The sequence below is a fragment of the Niabella digestorum genome, from assembly GCF_036409055.1.
GTDB classification, from domain to species: Bacteria; Bacteroidota; Bacteroidia; order Chitinophagales; family Chitinophagaceae; genus Niabella; species Niabella composti.
This window is the reverse complement of sequence record NZ_JAZGLY010000008.1, coordinates 120,930-140,586: the sequence shown is the minus strand read 5'-3', so window position 1 is coordinate 140,586 and position 19,657 is coordinate 120,930. Positions and strand designations below refer to the sequence as shown.

Below are 19,657 nucleotides of genomic sequence, written 5' to 3'. Positions count from 1 at the left end.
TAGACGTATTTTTTGAGGATTTACTGCTTTCTTGGCTTAAAACTTTTATAGCTTGGCAGTTTGGGTTACCTTTGCAGCCTTAAAAAACGGCAGTAATGATAAGTGTTAAAGATCTTAAACTAGCTTACGGTAAGCGTGTATTGTTCGAAGATGTTAATCTGAACTTTACCAAAGGCAATTGCTACGGTGTAATTGGTGCGAATGGGGCAGGTAAATCTACTTTTTTAAAAATACTGAGTGGAGAAATTGAGCCCAATAAAGGTACTGTGACTATTACACCGGGCGAGCGTATGGCGGTGTTGAAACAAAACCATTTTGAATTTGACGAAGAGACCGTGTTGAACACCGTACTGATGGGTCATAAGCAAATGTGGGATATCGCCCGTGAGCGGGACGCCATCTACGCTAATCCGGATGCTACCGATGAAGATTACATGAGAGCCTCTGAACTGGAAGCCGAATACGGCGAAATGGGAGGATACGAAAGTGAAAGTGATGCTGCCGCATTTTTGAACGGATTGGGCGTGACCAACGACATGCACCAGATGCTGATGAAGGACATTCCGTCTAATATGAAAGTAAGGGTACTGTTGGCTCAGGCTTTGTTTGGCAATCCGGATATCCTGTTATTGGACGAGCCTACCAATGGTCTGGATATTGAAACCATTGGATGGCTGGAGAATTTCCTGGCTGATTATGAGAATATCGTACTGGTAGTGAGCCACGACCGTCACTTCCTAGATGCTGTTTGTACGCATATTGTAGACGTAGACCGTCAGAAGATTAAAATATTCACCGGAAACTATACCTTCTGGTACGAAAGCTCGCAACTGATGGCGCGTCAATTGGCAGATAAAAACAAGAAGATCGAAGAGAAGCGTCAAGCTTTACTCGATTTTATTGCCCGCTTCAGTGCCAATGCGTCCAAGAGCCGACAAGCTACGGCGCGTAAGAAAGCTCTGGAAAAGCTTACCATTGAGGAAATTGAACCCAGCTATCGAAAGTATCCTGGGATCATATTCCAACCTCTTCGTGAAGTGGGTAATCAGATACTGAACGTAGAGAAGTTAAAAGCTTCTACCGAGGACCGTGTGCTGTTTGATGACGTTACTTTCAGTGTGAACAAGGGGGATAAAATCGCTTTTATTTCCAAAGACCCGCTGGCTGTCACACAATTTTTCGAAATTATTAATAACGAAGCTAAACCCGATGCGGGTACTTTTGAGTGGGGCACTACTGTTATTTCGGCTTATTTGCCTATTGAAAATAGCAAATATTTTAACAGCGACTTAAACCTGATGGACTGGTTACGTCAGTTTGTGCCTTCGCATGTAACAGATGTGGATGAGCCATTCTTACGCGGTTTCTTAGGTAAAATGCTTTTTAGTGGTGAGGATGTATTGAAGAAAACCAGCGTGCTGAGTGGAGGTGAGAAAGTGCGTTGTATGATTAGCAAAATGATGTTGCAAAACCCGAATGTGATTATTTTGGACCAACCTACCAACCACTTGGATTTGGAAAGCATTCAGAGCTTTAACGAACAATGTACTGTTTACAACGGTATTGTGCTGCTGACCAGCCACGACCATACTTTCATGCAAACCGTGGCCAATCGTGTGATAGAGCTAACGCCTAAGGGTATCATCGACCGTCTCACTACATTTGATGAATACCTAGAGGATGAAAGAGTAAAAGCACTGCGCGAAGAAATGTATTCTTAATTACGTTGAAAAGTTATAAAGACCTATTTTATTGAAGCCCTCGTGGCTTCAATTTTTTTTGGACTCGGATTATTGTGTAATGGGGATATCCGTTTTTTTAACGGTGAGCACATCCGTACATTGTTGAAGTAGGGTAGTGACCGACCGATTTAATACGGGATGCATAAAGGATCCGGCAATCTCTTCTAACGGTACAAGCACGAAATTTCTTTCGGAAATACGTGGATGAGGCACGATGAGAGTGGGGCTATGAATCACTTCTTCGTTGAAAAAGAGGATGTCGATGTCTATAATGCGCGCACCGTATTTCTCTTGGCGGACACGACCCATTTCTTCTTCAATTTCATGAATGCGCGCTAGTGTATCGATTGCATTTAAAGGAGTATGTATCCGTAATACCTGATTATAGAACCTAGGTTGCTCGCTAAGGCCCCAAGGTTCTGTTTCATATACTGATGAAGATTGCTCAATGCTCCCGATCTTTTGTTTGATTTTCTCTTTAGCAGTAGCTAGATTGGCTGCTTTATTACCTAGATTGGTACCGATAATCAGATAGACAACGTTTACTTTATTTTCCATAAAACCAGATCAAATATCTTTAATTTTGGCGCATATAGCGTCAAGGGGCTAAAAATATCCATAAAAGTACATAGCGTGATAGGGGCTTTATAGTTGCCCCAGCGATTATGGAATACTAAAAATATCTTCATCATATGAAATCATTTCTGAAAATCTTTTGTGCTACATTACTGGCTTTGGTGGTGTGTTGTATACTGATATTTGTATTTCTAGCTGGCATTGCAGGAGGGTTAATGTCGAAGCAGGCTACGGTTATAGCCGATAAAACCGTACTGACTATCGATTTGAGTAAAAAATATGAAGAAAGGCCCGTGAAAAACTGGCAGTCGGTTGTGAACGCGGATGTTTTGGAAGAAACGCCTTCATTCTTTGATCTTATTAGACTGATTAAAAAAGCGAAAACCGATAAAAATATTAGCGGCATATTGCTTATCGCTAACAACAACGCAAATGGTTTTGCTACCAGCGATGAAATCCGTAATGCGTTGCTCGATTTCAAAAATTCCGGAAAGTTTATTATTGCTTACGGCGATAATATGACGCAGAAAGCGTATGATATAGCCAACATTGCCGATAAGGTATATGTGAGTCCGAAAGGTGTGTTTGAGTGGGTGGGCTTTAGTGTTAACTATATGTTCTTGAAAGGAACACTGGATAAGTTGGAAATTAAACCGCAAATTTTTTATGCCGGTAAATTTAAGAGTGCTATCGAACCGTTCCGTGTAGATAAGATGACCGAGGAAAACAGACTGCAGACTTCTGTTTGGCTGCATGATATTTACAGTGATTTTCTGTATAAAACCTCTGCTACCCGAAAGATCGATACTACAACATTGTATCAGCTGGCAAATAGTGGGGCTATTCTTACAGCGGAAGATGCCGTAACCCATAAACTGATTGACGACGTTAAATATGATGATGAAGTAAGGGGTGAGATTAAAAAGCGGTTAGGAATTGATGAAAACGCAAAAATCAGCCTCGTATCTGTAGACAAATATGCGACGGCTGTGGGAGATGATAAAGGAAAAGGCGATCGCATTGCATTGATTTATGCTACCGGTAATATTGTAGATGGAAAAGGACAGGAGGATAATATTGGTAGTGAACCTTACATCGAACTGTTGCGGAAAGCGCGTTATGACAAAGCCGTTAAAGCTATTGTGCTCCGTGTCAACTCGGGTGGTGGTAGTGCACTGGCCAGTGAAAATATTTGGCGCGAAATGGCGTTAGCCAAAAAGGAGAAACCTGTGATTGTAAGCATGGGGGATGTGGCAGCATCAGGAGGATACTACATTTCAGTGGCTGCAGATAGCATTTTCGCTTCTAAAAGTACTATTACAGGCTCCATTGGTGTTTTCGGAGTGGTGCCTGATTTATCGAGCTTCTTTAAAAACAAGCTGGGTGTAACATTCGATGGCGTAGCTACAGGTCCGCTGGCGAATGCAGGTACGCTCAATCGGCCGATGACGGAGCAGGAGCGCAAACTCTTTCAAACGCATATTGAAAAAATATATGCCGATTTTAAACAACGTGTAGCGGATGGACGCAATAAAGATACTGCCTATATAGAAACTATTGCACAGGGGCGTATATGGACAGGTCTTAAAGCCAAAGAAGTGGGATTGGTGGATGCATATGGAGGATTGCAGAGGGCTATTGAAGCGGCTGCGGCCAAAGCAAAGCTGAGCGAGTATCAGATAAGGGAGTATCCTAAGACTAGTTCGTTTGTAGAGCGTCTTTTGGGACTAAATAAGGTACAGGCCAGCCAAGCTCGACTTATAAAGGAACAAGTGGGTAGTGAATATTATGAAGTGCTGCAACAGCTGGATAAAATAAGAGCAATGGCAAGCGGCCCTCAAACCAGACTTCCATTTGATTTTATTATCCATTAACAGAGGGGTAGGATTGATCATTTAAAAGAAACATGATTCATGGCATATAGTCAGACTAGGGCATTGTGGGCGATTACAAAAGCAAGTTTTAAAGCGATTTTTAGTCAGCCCTCGTCGATATTTTTCAGTTTTTTGTTTCCGATTGCCTTTATTTTGGTTTTCGGTGCATTTAGCGAACGGCCGGCTGATCCCTTCAGGGTTGCGATAAGCAATACAAGCGATACAAGTAATGTACTCTATGATAGCATTCGCCATAATTCGCTTATAGAAATTGTTCCTTACTCCGATACGGCGCGGCAGTTTGCTGATTTGCAAAAAGGACAGCTTTCGGCAATAATAGATATTCAAAAAGTACAACATACAGATTCAGCCGTTTTTTATAAAGTACACCTATTGTCGAGTGAAGCGGCCGGAGGTAATGTGTATGCGTTGATGCAGGCGTTGGACTATCAAGCATTACAAATAGAATTGAACGATGCGCACAAACTTCAGCGAGAATATGCATTTGTTCCTGAAATTGTTCCCGGTAAAAAGTATCGACAAATTGATTTTATTCTACCGGGGCAAATAGGCTTTTCGATTCTTTTTGCAACGATGTTCGGGATTGCTTTTGTATTTTTTAATCTGCGAGAACAGTTGGTGCTAAAACGCTTTTATGCATCTCCGGTTAAAAAAATTAATATTCTGATAGGTATTGGAACCAGTCGCTTGTTCTTTCAGCTGATTAATGTGATAGTGCTGATTCTTTTTGGCCATTTCTTTTTGAAATTTACACTTATTAATGGTGCTCTCACCTTTATTGAGATGCTATTGATGACTCTTTATATGCTTTTCCTGTTGATGGGAGTGGGCCTGATATTTAGTAGTATTGCCAAAAGCGATAGCAGCATTCCTTTACTGATCAACATGTTTGGTTTTCCTCAAATTTTGTTATCGGGGGTGTTTTTCCCCATAAGCGTATTCCCGCAATGGTTGCAGCATATATGTCAGCTCCTGCCTTTGACGCCGTTTAATAATGCATTGCGTAAAATATCTTTTGAAGGCCTGCATTTATACGATTGTTGGAGGGAGATTGGCATATTGGGAATCTGGATTATTATAGTGTACGCTATTGTGATTAAGGTGATGAAATGGGAGTAGCGAATAGGGGTAAACTTGGAGTGATTTATTTTAGAGCTTTATGAAATATTTGAAATTATTGATAGGAAGCGCAGTGGTATTTTTTATCATGGCTTGTATTGTGTCCTTTTTTATTCCGTCGCAATTACGCATACTGCGCATGACGAATATTGCTCCTGAAAAAGACAGTGTGCTGTATCCCGTTCGCGATTTATCGCAATGGAAAAGCTGGTATCCGGGTTTGGAGCGAGCGCAGCTGGAAGAACCTCACGTGGAACAGGGTAGGGTGATCAAGGCCAGGGTGAACGACATACGATTGGAGATCCTTAGTTCCGATAGCAATGCTGTAGAGGCTTCTATGAGTAAGGGCGCTAAGCCGGTAATTATGGGTTGGCGTATTGATCCCTCCTTCAAAAGTGATTCTTTAGTATTGCAGGGATATATTGAAGTGCAGTTGAAATGGTATCCATGGGAAAAATTTTCCAGTCTCATGCTCGATAAAGCTTACGGCGATATGATGAAGAAAAGCCTAGAGAATCTGAAAAATCTGTAAAAAGTTCCCCAGCATCCTAAGGAGTATTAAAGGGGCGCTGTGGGTTTATCCGTACTAATGAATTTTAAGTTGCGAAGAATTCCTTTGTATTTAGCCCGTTTCAATGGAGAATACTTGAAGATTCTTCTAAATTGTTCTTCAGTCATGGCTTCCCATTCGCTTGAAGAAAGGTTGAGTATTTCAGGAATAGGATTAAATGCTGGTTCGTTATGCGGCTTACTGAATCGGTTCCAAGGGCATACATCCTGACATACATCACAACCAAATAACCAGTTGTCGAACTTGCCTTGCATTTCGTCAGGAAACAACATTTCCTTTAATTCAATAGTGAAATAAGAGATGCATCTGCTTGCATCGATGACCTTGTCGGGCAGAATCGCATTAGTGGGGCATGCGTCAATACATCGGGTGCAGGTTCCGCAATAATCTTTAGCAAACGGAGCGTCGGCCTGAAGTTCCAAATCAGTTATAAGCGTCGCAATAAAGAAGAAAGAACCGCTTTGTTTATGAATTAGGTTGCCGTTTTTACCTACCCAACCCAATCCACTTTTCACGGCCCACGCGCGCTCCAATACAGGAGCAGAATCTACAAATCCTCTGCCGTTAACTGTACCTATTTTTTCTCTTATCTGAGCGAGCAACCCATTTAGTTTTTCACGGATGACCTCATGGTAATCGTTACCGTATGCGTATTTTGCTATTTGTGGTACATCGGGTTTTTGCTTTTGTGCAGGATAATAATTATACAATAATGTAATTACAGACTTGGCTCCTGGTACGAGCTTGGTAGGATCCACGCGGAGATCAAAGTGGTTTTCCATATAGCGCATCTGGCCATGCATGCCTTTATTCAACCAAGCTTCGAGCTTGCGAGCCTCCTCAGGAAGCGGAGTCGCCTGAGCAATGCCGCAATAATCAAAGCCTAACTGCTTGCTGATTTGCTTGATGAATAAGGTGCGCTTGTCGATATCCATGATTTTATGCAACGTTGAAAATTGTATAGATGGTACTAATGCCCATCAATCCATTGTAAACATACGGGAGCACCTACCTCAATGCGCGCTCCTGTATCTTGTAATAGACCCGTATTTGAGTCTATTCTGAAGATGGTAATGTCGTTGGATTTCTGATTAGCGGCCAGCAGAAATTTTCCTGACGGATGAATGGTAAAGTTGCGGGGAAAATCTCCCAAGGTTGCTTGTTCACCTATAAAGCTGAGCTTTCCATTTTGAGGATCTACACTAAAAATCTGGATGGTGCTATTGCTTCGTTGTGATACATATAAAAATCGTTCGTCAGGGGAAAGATGAATATCCGCTCCCGCACCATCCTGTTCAGCAGGAAGATGGTTGACAGTTTGAATAATTGTATAGCCATCCTTACGCTTTTGTATTACATCTACACTGCCGGATAATTCTTCGATGAGATAGCCAAACGTACCTTTCCGAGTGAAAATAATATGGCGCGGACCTCCTCCTGGTTTTACTGAAATGACCGACTGGTTCTTTGTATCTAAGAAACCTGTTTGTGCATTGAAGGGATATACTATTACTTTATCTAATCCCAAATCGGGAACAAATAAGGTTTTATTGTCTTCGCTTATGTAAGTGCAGTGTACATGCGCGTTTTCTTGTCTACTTTTATTGATACTGCTTCCTTTGTGTTGTATAAATTGATGACGAGGCCCAATCCTACCATCCGACAGAATCGGATACACAGTAAGGCTGCCGCTACTATAATTACCTACAAAAAGCCATTTGCCTGTTCGGTCTAAACTAATGTAGCAGGGATCGCTGCCGTTGCTGTCTTCACTGTTTACAAATGTCAAGCTATTATTGCCAGGGTTATAGGAAAAAGCACTAACTGTTCCGTTTTTGTTTTCTTCATTCACACAATAAACAAAAGCATTGTTTTTGTCGGCAACAAGAAAAGAAGGATTATTGGTATTGACATGACTAACAGGTGAGGCTTTTCCGGTTGTTGTATCAAAAGCATAGATGTAGATACCCTTGCTAAGTTTGTTGTGAGTGTAGGTGCCGATTAACAGTTTTTGAGCATATGTATTCATAAAGAAGATGGTGCCAATGCTGCACATTATGGTTGTAAGCAATAATTTCATCCGGGTATGTTTAATTGTAAAAATAGGTATTCTCTTTATTGGCTGGTATAAATGCTTCAAAATACATTAGCTATTTTTTAACAAAGCCCTACAAACCATTTGAATCGGCAGACTATCTATGTTGTAGAAGGAACACAATATTTTTTAACCTATTAAATATATAAAAATGAAAAAGGTATTAACATATGTGGTGGTGGTGATATTAGGAGTAGTGGTGTTGTCGGGCTGTACCAAAAGAAGATATTACGACCCTCCGATAGACAAAAATAAAGAGGTTGCTTATGTAGATTATTTCTACGACGACTATCCTTATGTTTTTATTGTGAAGTTTGAATATGACGGACGCTATGCTATTGTAACTACATTAAATGAGGACGAGTATTTACCTATATTGGGTGAGCGCCTGATTGGTAATTTCTCAGTGGGTAAGAAGAGTATCTATGTACCAAAGGGTAATTTCTACGCTCGGGTAGATGTTCTGGAAACGAATATTCGCACCCAACGTGAAGCCGATAATGCGCTGGCTTATTGGGTGGATAACGATCCTTATGCCTCCTTTGCAGGAGCGATGAGAAGTAAGGCAAAACCGGATATTAAAATGCTTCCCAAACGATAGAGATATCCGTTCTTCATACATTCGGCCGCGCAAGCGGCCTTTTATCATGAAATGCGTATTGAAGAAAAGGGATCAGCTTTGCTGATCCCTTTTCTTTTATGCTTGATATCTTTATTGCGCTGCCGTCATGAGTTCTCTGATATAAGCTGCATGCTTTTCACTAACGGGTACCACTGGCAATCTGCAATTCGTACTACATAATCCCATTTCTTTGAGATATTGTTTTACACCTGATGGGCTGCCTTCACTAAACATTGAGTTGATAATTTCTATGTATTTCAAATGTATGGGTAAAGCATCAGCAAATTTTCCGGCCAGGCAGAGGCGTACCATCTCAGAGAATTCTTTAGGATAAGCATTCGCCACAACCGAGATAACGCCTTTAGCGCCCAGTGCGATCATGGGTAATGTGATACCGTCATCACCACTGATGACCATAAAGTCTGCCGGTTTATGCTTGATGATTTGATTAATCTGATCGAAATTGCCGGAGGCTTCTTTAGTGGCGATAATATTTTTGCAATCGTGTGCAATGCGGAGGGTTGTTTCGGCAGTTACATTCATGCCGGTTCTACCGGGAACATTGTACATGATTACTGGTAGGGGTGCGGCATCATTTACCGCTTTATAATGCTGATAAATACCTTCCTGTCTGGGTTTGTTATAGTAAGGTGAAACGGATAAAATGGCATCGTAGCCGTCCAGTTTCATGGTAGAAAGTGCATGTACGGTTTCTTTGGTATCATTACCGCCGATACCTGCTACCAGTCCGATGCGGCCGGCAGCTTTTTCTTTAACAAAGTCAAATAATATCTGCTCTTCTTCTCTGGTAAGTGTAGCGCTTTCGCCCGTGGTACCGGCTACTACCAGATACTCAATTTTATTATCAATCCAGAAATTAATCAGATTTTCCAGTGCAGGCCAGTCGAAATCGCCGGATGCCGTAAATGGAGTTACGATCGCAACTCCTGTACCTGTTAGTTTTTGTTGTATAGACATTTTTAATATATCGTTTGATGCGTGATTCGAATCGTTATACTTTACTTTCTGCAATAGGATGATGCCGATTGTAATACAGCTAAGTTAATATGTAAAATGAAGGTAACAGCAGTTGCTGATACCCTAATCAATGTATATGTAATAATGCTGAAGTTGAATTATGCATTATAGTTCTTCCCAGACACCCATTTTGCAGAACTTATCGATGCGGGCTTGTACGCGTTGTTCAGCATCCATATTTTTTAGTTCTGCCAAGGCTTGCAGAATTTGTTTTTTGACATTATCTGCAGCTTGCTTGTAATCCCAGTGTGCGCCACCGGGCGGCTCGGGAATGATACCATCAATTAGTCCAAACTCCTTCATTTTACTGGAAGTAAGTTTTAGCTGCTCGGCAGCCTGCACTTTATAATCCCAGCTGCGCCACAGGATGGTGCTACAGTTTTCGGGTGAGATTACGGTATACCATGTGTTTTCCATCATATATACTCTATCACCCACGCCTATACCCAATGCGCCTCCACTGGCTCCTTCACCGATGATAATACAAATTACCGGCACTTTCAGACGCATCATTTCGTAAATGTTGCGCGCAATAGCTTCACCCTGCCCGCGCTCCTCGGCTTCTAGGCCAGGGTAGGCACCGGGAGTATCAATCAGGGTGATAATAGGCTTGTTGAACTTTTCGGCCAGCTTCATTAAGCGTAATGCCTTGCGATATCCTTCGGGGTTGGCCATCCCGAAATTGCGAAGCTGACGTTTTTTGGTATTGGTGCCTTTTTGGTGGCCGATAATCATTACGGTCTGGCCTTCTAGTGAAGCAAGGCCACCTACTATAGCTTTATCGTCTTTTATATTACGATCACCGTATAATTCAACATAATTTTCTGTCATCAGCTCAATATACTTATGAGTATAAGGGCGATCGGGATGACGGCTCAGTTGTACGCGTTGCCAGTCGCTGAGGTTTTGAGTAATCGTTCTGCGGGTTTCTTCTACCTTTTGTTGAAGCTGCTCAATCTGGGAACTCAGGTCGATATTGGTCTTTTCCTGGCGTTCAGCAGTGAGAGCAATTTCATCCAAAAGATCTTTTATTGGTTTTTCAAAATCAAGAAATTGCCTGTTCTGAACATCTGGCATAATACGAGTTGTTTTATGAAGCGGCTAAATTAATGAATAATTAATTAATAGGGTTTTGAAATATATCAACAGGTGTTGATACCTATTTGTCCGAAACAACGCCGCCAGATTGTTTCAGTTATTTATCAATAGTTTAAAGTTACCTAATCTGACCGTTACCTTCCAGCACCCATTTTTCGGTAACAAGCTTTTCGAGCGCAAAAGGTCCGCGCGCATGTAGTTTTTGGGTAGAAATACCGATTTCTGCCCCCAGGCCAAATTCTTCTCCGTCGGTAAATCGGGTAGAAGCATTGGTATATACAGCCGCCGCATCTACCTCTTTCACAAACCGCTCACAAGCTTTTTTATTTTTAGAAACAATGGCTTCCGAATGACGGGTGGAATATGTGGCAATATGATCGAGGGCTTCATCCATTCCAGAAACAACCTTCACGGCACATTTCAATGAGAGAAACTCTCGCCCAAAGTCTTCGGCTTTTGCTTTCTGCAGATGTGGATAGCCCTTCAGAATTTTGTAAGCGCTCGCATCTGCAAAAATCTCCACCTGATATTCTCCCAGTTTAGGTGCCACCTGACTGAGAAACTCAGGTGCGATGGCTTTATCTACCAATATAGCATCTACGGCATTACATACAGACGGACGGCTTACTTTGGCATTGACAACAATGTTTACCGCTTTCTTTAAATCCGCCTCTTTTTCCACATAAATATGGCATACGCCGGCCCCGGTTTCTATAACCGGTACCAGACTATTTTGTCTTACAAAGTTGATGAGCCCTTCCGATCCGCGCGGAATCAGTACGTCCAGATAACGGGTAGCAGTAAACATTTCCTGTACCACCTCTCTCTCAGGAGGCAACAATGTTACGGTGGCTGTATTTAGACCAAATTCCTTTAATACTTTATGAATCAGATTTACCGAAACTTTATTGGTATGCTGGGCATCGCTACTTCCTTTAAGTACGCAGGCGTTACGGCTGCGTAGGCACAGTGCAGCAATATCGTAAGTCACATTGGGACGGCTTTCGTATATGGCACCCACCACCCCCAGTGGCACTGAAATCTTCTTTAGTTTTAGTCCGTTGGGTAATGTTTTCTTCAGTAATGTTTGATTGGAAGGATCCGGCAACTTTGCAATGTTTTTAATAGCTGCCGCAATATTTTTCAAACGCTGAGGATTTAACATCAGCCTATCATTCTTAGGATCATCGGGGTCTTTAGCTGCCAGGTCTTTAGCATTGGCTTTTAGTATGGCTGCTTCATTTGCTATAATGGCATCTGAAATAGCATACAGTAATTTTTTTAACTGCGTTTCCGATAAATTTTGTAAAGCGGTCTTTGCTTTATTAGCATTGATAAGCGCTTTTTGGATTGACATAATGTTTAAGTTTTTCTCTTATTGTTATTAACTATAGATCCCGAAATTATATCAAAACTATATCATTGGCATGAGCTGCTACCGTATTCTTCACTTTTATATACTTTTTCATGTCCGCACTACTCATTTTTGTTTTGGCTACGCCGATGATAATGCCGTCCTCAGTCATTAGCTGCACCACTTCTCCTTGTGCAAAACTTCCTTCAATAGCGACGATACCTACGGTAAGCAGACTTTTCCGTTCTAGGATAGCTTTCGCCGCACCCTTATCCACTTTTATATTGCCTAAAGTGATAGAACCGCTGGCTAGCCATTTCTGACGGTTTTTGAGGGTAGATTTTTTGGCATGAAACCAAGTGCCGTTTTTTCTGCCTAGGGCATCTACAATAGGAGTGTCGGACTGAAGGCCACACATTACTACATGAATGCCCAGATTGGTTGCCAGACGAGTGAAGGTAAGTTTGGATAGCATACCACCCAGTCCGAATTCCGATTTTTCTTCTTTTTTCACCAGCGACATAACGGTGGTATCGATGGATTTCACTTCTTTGATAATTTGCTTATTGGTGTCGAGGAATCCACCTACCGAAGTACAAAGTACCAGTGTTTCCGCATCAAATGCAATGGCAAGCAGGGTAGCTAGCTCATCATTATCCGAAAACTTCAGTTCGAGATCACTGATCACGTCATTTTCATTGACAACAGGAATCACATTATGCGCCCAGAAAGTTTTGAAAGTATCTCGCAATTGCAGAAATTGTTTACGGTCGCTGAAATGTCCGCGTTCGCAGAGGGCTTGGGCTACCGTTAGACCAAATTTTTTGAAATAATTGCGATAAATTTCGATGAGAATGGGGTTGCCGATGGCTGCGGCCACTTTGCGTTGTAGCAAAGTTCCCTTATAGTTTTCAATGTATTTTTTACCACTGCTAACCGCCCCACTACTTACCAATACGATTTTGTAGCTTTTGCTAAGTCTGCTGATATCCGAAACAATCTTTTGAATTACGCGTTTATTGATATCGCCATTCGTTTTGGTAATGACTGCCGAACCCAATTTGATTACTAAAACTTTTTGTGCCATAATGATTTAAGTGGAGGCAAAGGTAACTTTCCTGTGTTAAATTTTAAACCTGCGCGATTGAGACTGCTACTGTTGAAGGAGTTTTTCCAGCACATAATAGGTGATAGGGCAAAATTCGCTATTCTTAAGTGTGATGGCCTGACGTTTCAGCAGTACATCTTCATCCGTATACGGGAAGCGGGCACAATCTGATGGTCGCTCTTCGTAAATATAGCAAGTGTTATCTGCATTCAGGAAAGGGCAGGGGGAAGCCTTTACTACAAAATCACCGTCCTCGTCCACGCGTAAGTAGGTGTCTATAAATACGCTTTCTTTTAACCCTAGGTGCTTAGAGATGCGCTTAATATCAGGCGTCTTAAAACGGGGAGAATAATTTTTACAGCAATGGGCACAGCTAAGGCAATCCACATTATCAAAAGCTTCCTCATGCAGGAGGGGCAATCGTTTAAGAACTTCATTTTTGTTAGCTCGTTTTAGAAACTGCTGATAAGTTTTACGATGTTCTTTCGATTTTTTCTCCCAATTATGTAAGATGTCTTTACTCATGTTGATGTTGCTTAAGTTGCGCCTCTTCTTGTAGCCGTAATTCCTCGCTGGTTTGCCTACTACCATCGTGGCTCCATCCGGGAGGGCCGAAGATATAACCTAATCGTTGTTTAAAGGTCAGATTTTTTTGAGTGACGTCTTTGTAAATATTTTTCCATTCGTACAATACTAGGTTTACGGGGTCTTCCTTTTCCATAGGTTTGGTAAGGCCATATTGGATCGGTTGATACTTTTCTGCCGGCAGTTCTTCCTGAAAAGTACCGAACAGTTTATCCCATATGATGAGAAACATCCCCATGTTTTTATCCAAATACTTCGGGTTGGATCCATGATGTACGCGGTGGTGGGAGGGGGTTACTAGAATATGTTCTAGAACACCCATTTTGTTGATCTTCTCCGTATGTACCAAAATGCCCCAAATTTGGGTGGCGGAATATATAAATACAATATCGATAGGCTGAAACCCCAGCCATGCTATCGGAATAAAATAAATGAAGCGGTAAAGCGGTTCTAGTACCGAGGAACGAAATCCTACGGTAAGATTGAATTTGGAGGAAGAGTGATGAGTAAAATGGGTGGCCCAAAATAATCTACAATAATGGTCCACACGGTGTAGCCAGTAATACATGAAGTCTTCAAAAAGCAATAATATTACCCAATAAAGGATGGGATTAGCTATCGGCTCAACTAGGCGATGTTCGTAGAAAAATGTGAGTATAACTCCAATATAAATAGTACGAAATAACAAGTCAATACCGCTGTTAAGGGCCATCAGATACAGGTTCTGTAAGGTATCTTTGAGCGAATAGGTGTCCTGCTTACGCAAATGACTGAGCAGGATCTCAAGGCCAATAACGATGATATACAACGGAGTGGAAAGTAGGATCAGCAGTTGTTCTCTCGCGATACTCATATGTTGTAAAATTACAAACAACATTTATCCCAGTCGAAAAATATTTACTCGTATAGGATGCAAGGATGGAAATGATGAGGCATTATAATACTTTGCACCTCTGAGATTTATACCATTAGAATCTATTATGGTGTGTAGCTCTTGCACATTTAGGGCCACATAATAAACAATGCTAAATGCCTGTAATTTGAACAGAGGGATAAATAGTGCATTTCTCGCTTCAAATAAACATTTACCTTTGCGCATCCAAAAAATTTAATCTCAATATTACTATGAATTTTTTCGAGCTCCAATCCAGGGAATTTGCTACAAGACATATCGGGCCGAATGAAAGAGAAACACTTAAGATGCTACAAGAGATCGGCTTTGATAACCTGGAGCAACTAATCAATCAAACCGTACCCGAAGGTATCAGAATGTCCGAGCCCTTGAACATCCCCCGAGCCATGAGTGAGCACGAGTTTTTGAGGCATATTAAAGAGGTATCCTTGAAAAACAAAATCTTTCGTAATTACATCGGTCAGGGGTATTACGGAGCCATTACGCCCTCGGTGATTTTGAGAAATGTTTTTGAAAACCCCGGCTGGTATACTCAGTATACGCCTTATCAGGCAGAGATCTCGCAAGGGCGTTTGGAAAGTTTGCTGAACTTTCAAACAATGGTCAGCGACCTTACCGGACTTCCGCTCGCCAACGCCTCTCTATTAGATGAGGCAACTGCAGCAGCTGAGGCGATGCTGATGTTTTTCAATGCTAAAAACAGGCAAGAACATATCACCAAGCCTAAATTTTTCTTGGATAAGGAAACTTTTCCGCAAACCAAAGATGTTGTTTATACTCGGGCTAAACCTTTTGGTATCGAGGTGGTAGAAGGCGATTATGCCGAAGCCGTTATTGATGCAACCTATTTTGGGGCTTTGGTACAATATCCTAATAATATTGGTAGTATTGAGGATTACCGCAGTTTTATCGGTAAGGTATATGAAGCGGATGCGTACGTGGTAATGGCTACCGATTTACTAGCGCTGACATTGCTGACACCTCCCGGTGAGTTGGGAGCAGATGTGGCGGTGGGTTCTGCACAACGATTTGGTGTACCGCTAGGCTTTGGTGGCCCTCATGCCGCATTTATGTCGGCCAAAGATGATTTTAAGCGGCTTCTGCCAGGACGTATTATCGGCGTAAGTGTGGATGCCGAGGGTAAGCGTGCCCTGCGTATGGCATTGCAAACCCGCGAGCAACATATTAAAAGAGAAAAAGCTACTTCCAATATCTGTACGGCACAAGCACTACTGGCCAATATGGCTGCTATGTACGCCGTATATCATGGTCCTAAAGGGTTGAAACAAATTGCTGAGCGCATAGCGATATTTGCACAAACTGTAGCTTCGGAAATTGAGGCAAGAGGCTATACTTTAGTAGCACAATCTTTCTTCGATACCATCGTGGTGAAGGTAGATGATGCATCAGTGATCAAAAGTCGGGCAGAAGAAAAGAAAATTAATTTCAGATATTTTGACAAGCATTGGGTGGGTATTTCCATTGATGAAACTACTATTATCGAAGACTTGTTCGATATCATCAGCTGCTTTGAGAACGAAAGCGAAACCATCGCTTTTGAGATTGCTGAAGACGATGGACTCTATCGCATCCCCGAAAAACTCACCCGTACTTCGGCCTATCTCACACATCCGGTATTTAATTCTTATCATAGCGAAAGTCAGATGCTTAGATATATTAAGTATCTGGAAAATAAAGATTTATCGCTAAATACTTCCATGATATCTTTAGGTAGTTGTACTATGAAATTGAATGCAGCTACCGAGATGATTCCCCTAAGCTGGAATCACTGGTCCAATATCCATCCATTTGCACCAGTAGGGCAGGCGGGAGGTTATAAAGAGCTGATTGATACGTTGAGTCAGTATCTGTGCGAAATAACGGGTTTTGATGCCTGCAGTCTTCAACCCAATAGCGGCGCTCAGGGAGAATATGCAGGGCTACTTACCATTAAAGCTTATCATGAAGCACAGGGTAATCCGCAAAGAAATGTAATGCTGATTCCGATTTCGGCACATGGAACTAATCCTGCTTCTGCTGTAATGGCTGGGATGAAAGTTGTGGTGGTAAAAGCGCTGGAAAACGGATATATTGATGTGGAGGATCTGAAAGTGAAGGCTAATCAGTATGCCGATCAGTTGGCCGGTATTATGATTACTTATCCCAGTACCTACGGCGTATATGAGGAATCAGTAAAGGAAATTACCCAAATTATACACGATTATGGTGGTCAGGTATATATGGACGGGGCAAATATGAACGCGCAAGTGGGATTGACTGCTCCAGGATTGATTGGTGCAGATGTATGCCACCTCAATCTACATAAAACTTTTGCCATCCCTCATGGCGGCGGTGGACCGGGGGTAGGTCCCATTTGTGTGAAGGCACATTTAGCTCAATATTTACCGGGCCATGTGGCTATGTCTGGCCATAGTAACGGTGCTGTATCTGCAGCTCCCTATGGTTCTGCTTCTATTTTATTAATCTCTTATGCTTATATCCGCATGCTCGGGGCTGAGGGATTGAAAAAGGCTACACAATATGCCATTCTGAATGCAAACTATATGCGTGCGAGACTGGCTAAGCATTACGATATTCTCTACACTAATAATAACGGACTTTGTGCTCACGAGTTTATCGTAGATCTGAGGCCGTTTAAAAAGACGGCACAAATAGAAGCCGAAGATGTGGCGAAAAGATTAATGGACTACGGCTTCCATGCACCTACCATGAGTTTTCCAGTGCCGGGTACTATTATGATTGAGCCTACAGAAAGTGAAGACAAGGCAGAGATGGACCGTTTTTGCGATGCGCTTATCAATATTCGTCAGGAAATTCGCGATATTGAGGAAGGTAAGGCCGATGTCAAAGACAATCTGCTTAAAAACGCACCCCACACACAATATGCGGTAACGGCCGATGCGTGGACGCACGCATATAGCAGACAGCAGGCGGCATTTCCATTGCCCTATGTAAAGCTGAATAAATTTTGGCCTTCTGTAGCTCGTGTGAACAATACGCTCGGTGATCGGAACCTGATTTGTACCTGTGAGCCGGTTGAGATGTATGTAGAAGAGTAAACTTAATATCAATCATCGTATACTGTAAAGCCGTCAGCATTGCTGGCGGCTTTTGTTTTATTCCTCATAATTTTTTAATTTGTGATTAAGGTTCAGTAACTTATTTGCCCAATATTGATACAAAATAACTCCGGATTGCTTGTAATATACCGGTTGTCATAAAAAACAGAGAACGTATTGAAACGTATTCTCACCAAAAGAATATATGAGCCTGTACATCGGGACGATGGTGTCAGAGTACTGGTAGACAGACTTTGGCCAAGGGGGATTAGTAAAAATGCCGTATCTATTGATTATTGGGCAAAGGAGCTGGCCCCATCTTCCGAATTGCGGAAGTGGTATGGTCATGATGTTTCAAAATGGGAAGAGTTCCGCAGCAGATATAGAGAAGAGTTGGCAGCAAATCCTGCTTTGAGAGAATTTGTATTGAAATATCAGGGAGGGGAAGTACTTACCTTATTATTTGCTGCTAAAGATGTGCGCTTTAATAATGCCATAGTACTGCAAGAGTATTTAAAAGAGCTATGGAAATGTTGACCCTTTAATTATGTAACTATAATTCTTAATCTTCGGCTTAAAGGCCATTTAGTTTAAAACACGTTGCATTATGAATAAAAAAATCTTCAGGCTATTCCTTCTAATTCTACTTTTTAGCTGTAAAAGCCCTTCTCTCATTTCGGATTACGGGATTGATAAAAAAGATCAATTTTTTTCTATTGCCGTATTGCCCGATACCCAATACTATACTGCTATGCGATATGGAGGTACTATGAAAATGTTCCAAAATCAGATTAACTGGATTATTAAAAATAAGGATAAAGAAAAAATTGCCTACGTGATTCATTTAGGAGATGTAACGGATAAAAATACTCAGGAAGAGTGGGAGCGGGCAAAAACGGAGTTGTATAAACTCGAAGCGCATAATATCCCTTACGGTGTAGCTGTGGGTAATCATGATCAGACGCCTAATGGCAATCCTGCAAAGGGAGACGACCAAACCTATTATAACAAATACTTTGGTAAAGATCATTTTATCGGTAAGCATTGGTATGGGGGTAGCCTAGGCAATAATAACAGCAATGACGATCACTTTGATATTTTCGAGTCGAATGGGTTGAAGTTTCTTGTAATGTACTTCGCTTACAATCAGCCGGGCACCACTCATTATAGCGAAAGTTATGAGCGTATTGTAATGCGTTGGGCCGATAGTGTGCTGAGTGCTAACCGTGATCGTAAAGCTATTTTGGTCTCGCATAGCACTATGGGGAGAGGAAAAAATGAGACCAGTGCCACTACTCCGGGGCAGGGATCCAATGATAACCCCGGACAGTTTACCAAACAAGGCAAGGTGATTTACGATATGGCCAAGCACCATAACAACGTTTTTTTGATGTTGGGTGGACACATAGCCGGAGAGTCTTTTAGAAAAGAAACTTATAATGGTAATGTTATTAAAGCCTATCTTGCCGATTACCAGTCGCGTCAGAATCCTCCCTACAGCGGTACCAAGGATAGAAATGGCGGTAATGGTACCATGCGTCTGATGCGGTTTAATATAACCAAACATACCCTAAGCGTCATAACATTTGTTCCCAAGGATGACGGTTCTGTTGTAATGGAAGTAGATGGGGATAGCCAATTCACCGAACCCTTGTTTAATTAGCCATATGTGATCATATAACTAACAGTGCTCATCGGATACGTCATGATGAGGTGGCTGTGTTATTTGTATATCTGTTTTTGTATGGTTAGGGATAATAGCATACACTTCAGCTCAGGCTATTAACCTTTAATAGCTTTTGTTCTATTACAGACAATGCAATTACTTTTGTAAAAGAAGATTGCTTTTAAGAATGAATGG

17 protein-coding genes are annotated in these 19,657 nt (G+C 41.7%); 8 read left to right on the top strand and 9 right to left on the bottom strand.

Translation table 11 applies throughout. The features are described 5' to 3' along the window. The first annotated feature begins 95 nt into the window (after nt 1-95). Entirely contained in the window at nt 96-1,721 is a 1,626-nt protein-coding gene (locus tag V2H41_RS12665; RefSeq protein WP_330975527.1) for an ABC-F family ATP-binding cassette domain-containing protein, read from the top strand. A 69-nt stretch (nt 1,722-1,790) separates the two neighbouring features. Here V2H41_RS12665 and folK read toward each other — a convergent pair whose 3' ends face one another. Continuing rightward, nucleotides 1,791-2,300 (bottom strand): 2-amino-4-hydroxy-6-hydroxymethyldihydropteridine diphosphokinase, encoded by a 510-nt coding sequence (gene folK / locus V2H41_RS12660; protein ID WP_330975526.1) that lies wholly within the window; start codon nt 2,298-2,300, stop codon nt 1,791-1,793. Nucleotides 2,301-2,434: 134 nt separating this feature from the next. Between folK and sppA the strand changes: the two genes are divergently transcribed. From sppA to V2H41_RS12645, 3 genes are read left to right on the top strand one after another with little or no spacing between them, the layout of a single operon-like run. Continuing rightward, nucleotides 2,435-4,192 carry a signal peptide peptidase SppA gene (gene sppA, locus V2H41_RS12655; RefSeq protein WP_330975525.1) on the top strand — a complete coding sequence of 586 codons (1,758 nt, stop codon included), beginning with the start codon at nt 2,435-2,437 and terminating at the stop codon, nt 4,190-4,192. Nucleotides 4,193-4,231: 39 nt separating this feature from the next. Then, nucleotides 4,232-5,332, top strand: a complete 1,101-nt coding sequence (locus V2H41_RS12650; protein ID WP_330975524.1) for an ABC transporter permease — start codon at nt 4,232-4,234, stop codon at nt 5,330-5,332. A gap of 40 nt (nt 5,333-5,372) precedes the next feature. Beyond that, complete coding sequence (locus V2H41_RS12645; protein WP_330975523.1) at nt 5,373-5,864, top strand: hypothetical protein; 492 nt, start codon at nt 5,373-5,375, stop codon at nt 5,862-5,864. 26 nt (nt 5,865-5,890) lie between these two features. On the opposite strand, the gene queG is transcribed toward V2H41_RS12645, so the two are convergent. Further along, complete coding sequence (queG, locus tag V2H41_RS12640; protein WP_330975522.1) at nt 5,891-6,838, bottom strand: tRNA epoxyqueuosine(34) reductase QueG; 948 nt, start codon at nt 6,836-6,838, stop codon at nt 5,891-5,893. 35 nt (nt 6,839-6,873) lie between these two features. Next, nucleotides 6,874-7,983, bottom strand: a complete 1,110-nt coding sequence (locus V2H41_RS12635; protein ID WP_330975521.1) for a lactonase family protein — start codon at nt 7,981-7,983, stop codon at nt 6,874-6,876. A gap of 166 nt (nt 7,984-8,149) precedes the next feature. Between V2H41_RS12635 and V2H41_RS12630 the strand changes: the two genes are divergently transcribed. Continuing rightward, complete coding sequence (locus tag V2H41_RS12630; protein WP_330975520.1) at nt 8,150-8,599, top strand: hypothetical protein; 450 nt, start codon at nt 8,150-8,152, stop codon at nt 8,597-8,599. A 111-nt stretch (nt 8,600-8,710) separates the two neighbouring features. Here V2H41_RS12630 and dapA read toward each other — a convergent pair whose 3' ends face one another. From dapA to V2H41_RS12600, 6 genes are all read right to left on the bottom strand, one after another. Continuing rightward, nucleotides 8,711-9,598: a 4-hydroxy-tetrahydrodipicolinate synthase gene (dapA, locus tag V2H41_RS12625; RefSeq protein WP_330975519.1), complete on the bottom strand. Its 888-nt coding sequence runs from the start codon at nt 9,596-9,598 to the stop codon at nt 8,711-8,713. A 165-nt stretch (nt 9,599-9,763) separates the two neighbouring features. After that, a complete protein-coding gene (locus V2H41_RS12620) occupies nt 9,764-10,735 on the bottom strand; it encodes an acetyl-CoA carboxylase carboxyltransferase subunit alpha (protein ID WP_330975518.1) in 972 nt (323 codons plus the stop codon). A 139-nt stretch (nt 10,736-10,874) separates the two neighbouring features. After that, nucleotides 10,875-12,113: a glutamate-5-semialdehyde dehydrogenase gene (locus tag V2H41_RS12615; RefSeq protein ID WP_330975517.1), complete on the bottom strand. Its 1,239-nt coding sequence runs from the start codon at nt 12,111-12,113 to the stop codon at nt 10,875-10,877. A gap of 46 nt (nt 12,114-12,159) precedes the next feature. Continuing rightward, nucleotides 12,160-13,197, bottom strand: a complete 1,038-nt coding sequence (proB, locus tag V2H41_RS12610; RefSeq protein ID WP_330975516.1) for a glutamate 5-kinase — start codon at nt 13,195-13,197, stop codon at nt 12,160-12,162. Nucleotides 13,198-13,263: 66 nt separating this feature from the next. After that, complete coding sequence (locus tag V2H41_RS12605) at nt 13,264-13,743, bottom strand: YkgJ family cysteine cluster protein (protein ID WP_330975515.1); 480 nt, start codon at nt 13,741-13,743, stop codon at nt 13,264-13,266. After that, a complete protein-coding gene (locus tag V2H41_RS12600; RefSeq protein WP_330975514.1) occupies nt 13,736-14,656 on the bottom strand; it encodes a sterol desaturase family protein in 921 nt (306 codons plus the stop codon). Before V2H41_RS12600 ends, V2H41_RS12605 begins: the two co-directional genes overlap by 8 nt. A gap of 272 nt (nt 14,657-14,928) precedes the next feature. Between V2H41_RS12600 and gcvP the strand changes: the two genes are divergently transcribed. From gcvP to V2H41_RS12585, 3 genes are all read left to right on the top strand, one after another. Continuing rightward, the gene (gcvP, locus tag V2H41_RS12595; protein ID WP_330975513.1) at nt 14,929-17,796 is read left to right on the top strand and encodes an aminomethyl-transferring glycine dehydrogenase; all 2,868 of its coding nucleotides are present in this window, start codon (nt 14,929-14,931) and stop codon (nt 17,794-17,796) included. 177 nt (nt 17,797-17,973) lie between these two features. Further along, nucleotides 17,974-18,333: a DUF488 domain-containing protein gene (locus tag V2H41_RS12590; protein WP_330975512.1), complete on the top strand. Its 360-nt coding sequence runs from the start codon at nt 17,974-17,976 to the stop codon at nt 18,331-18,333. A 70-nt stretch (nt 18,334-18,403) separates the two neighbouring features. Beyond that, nucleotides 18,404-19,459, top strand: coding sequence for a metallophosphoesterase (locus V2H41_RS12585; RefSeq protein WP_330975511.1), 1,056 nt, complete (start codon nt 18,404-18,406; stop codon nt 19,457-19,459). Nucleotides 19,460-19,657: the final 198 nt, after the last annotated feature.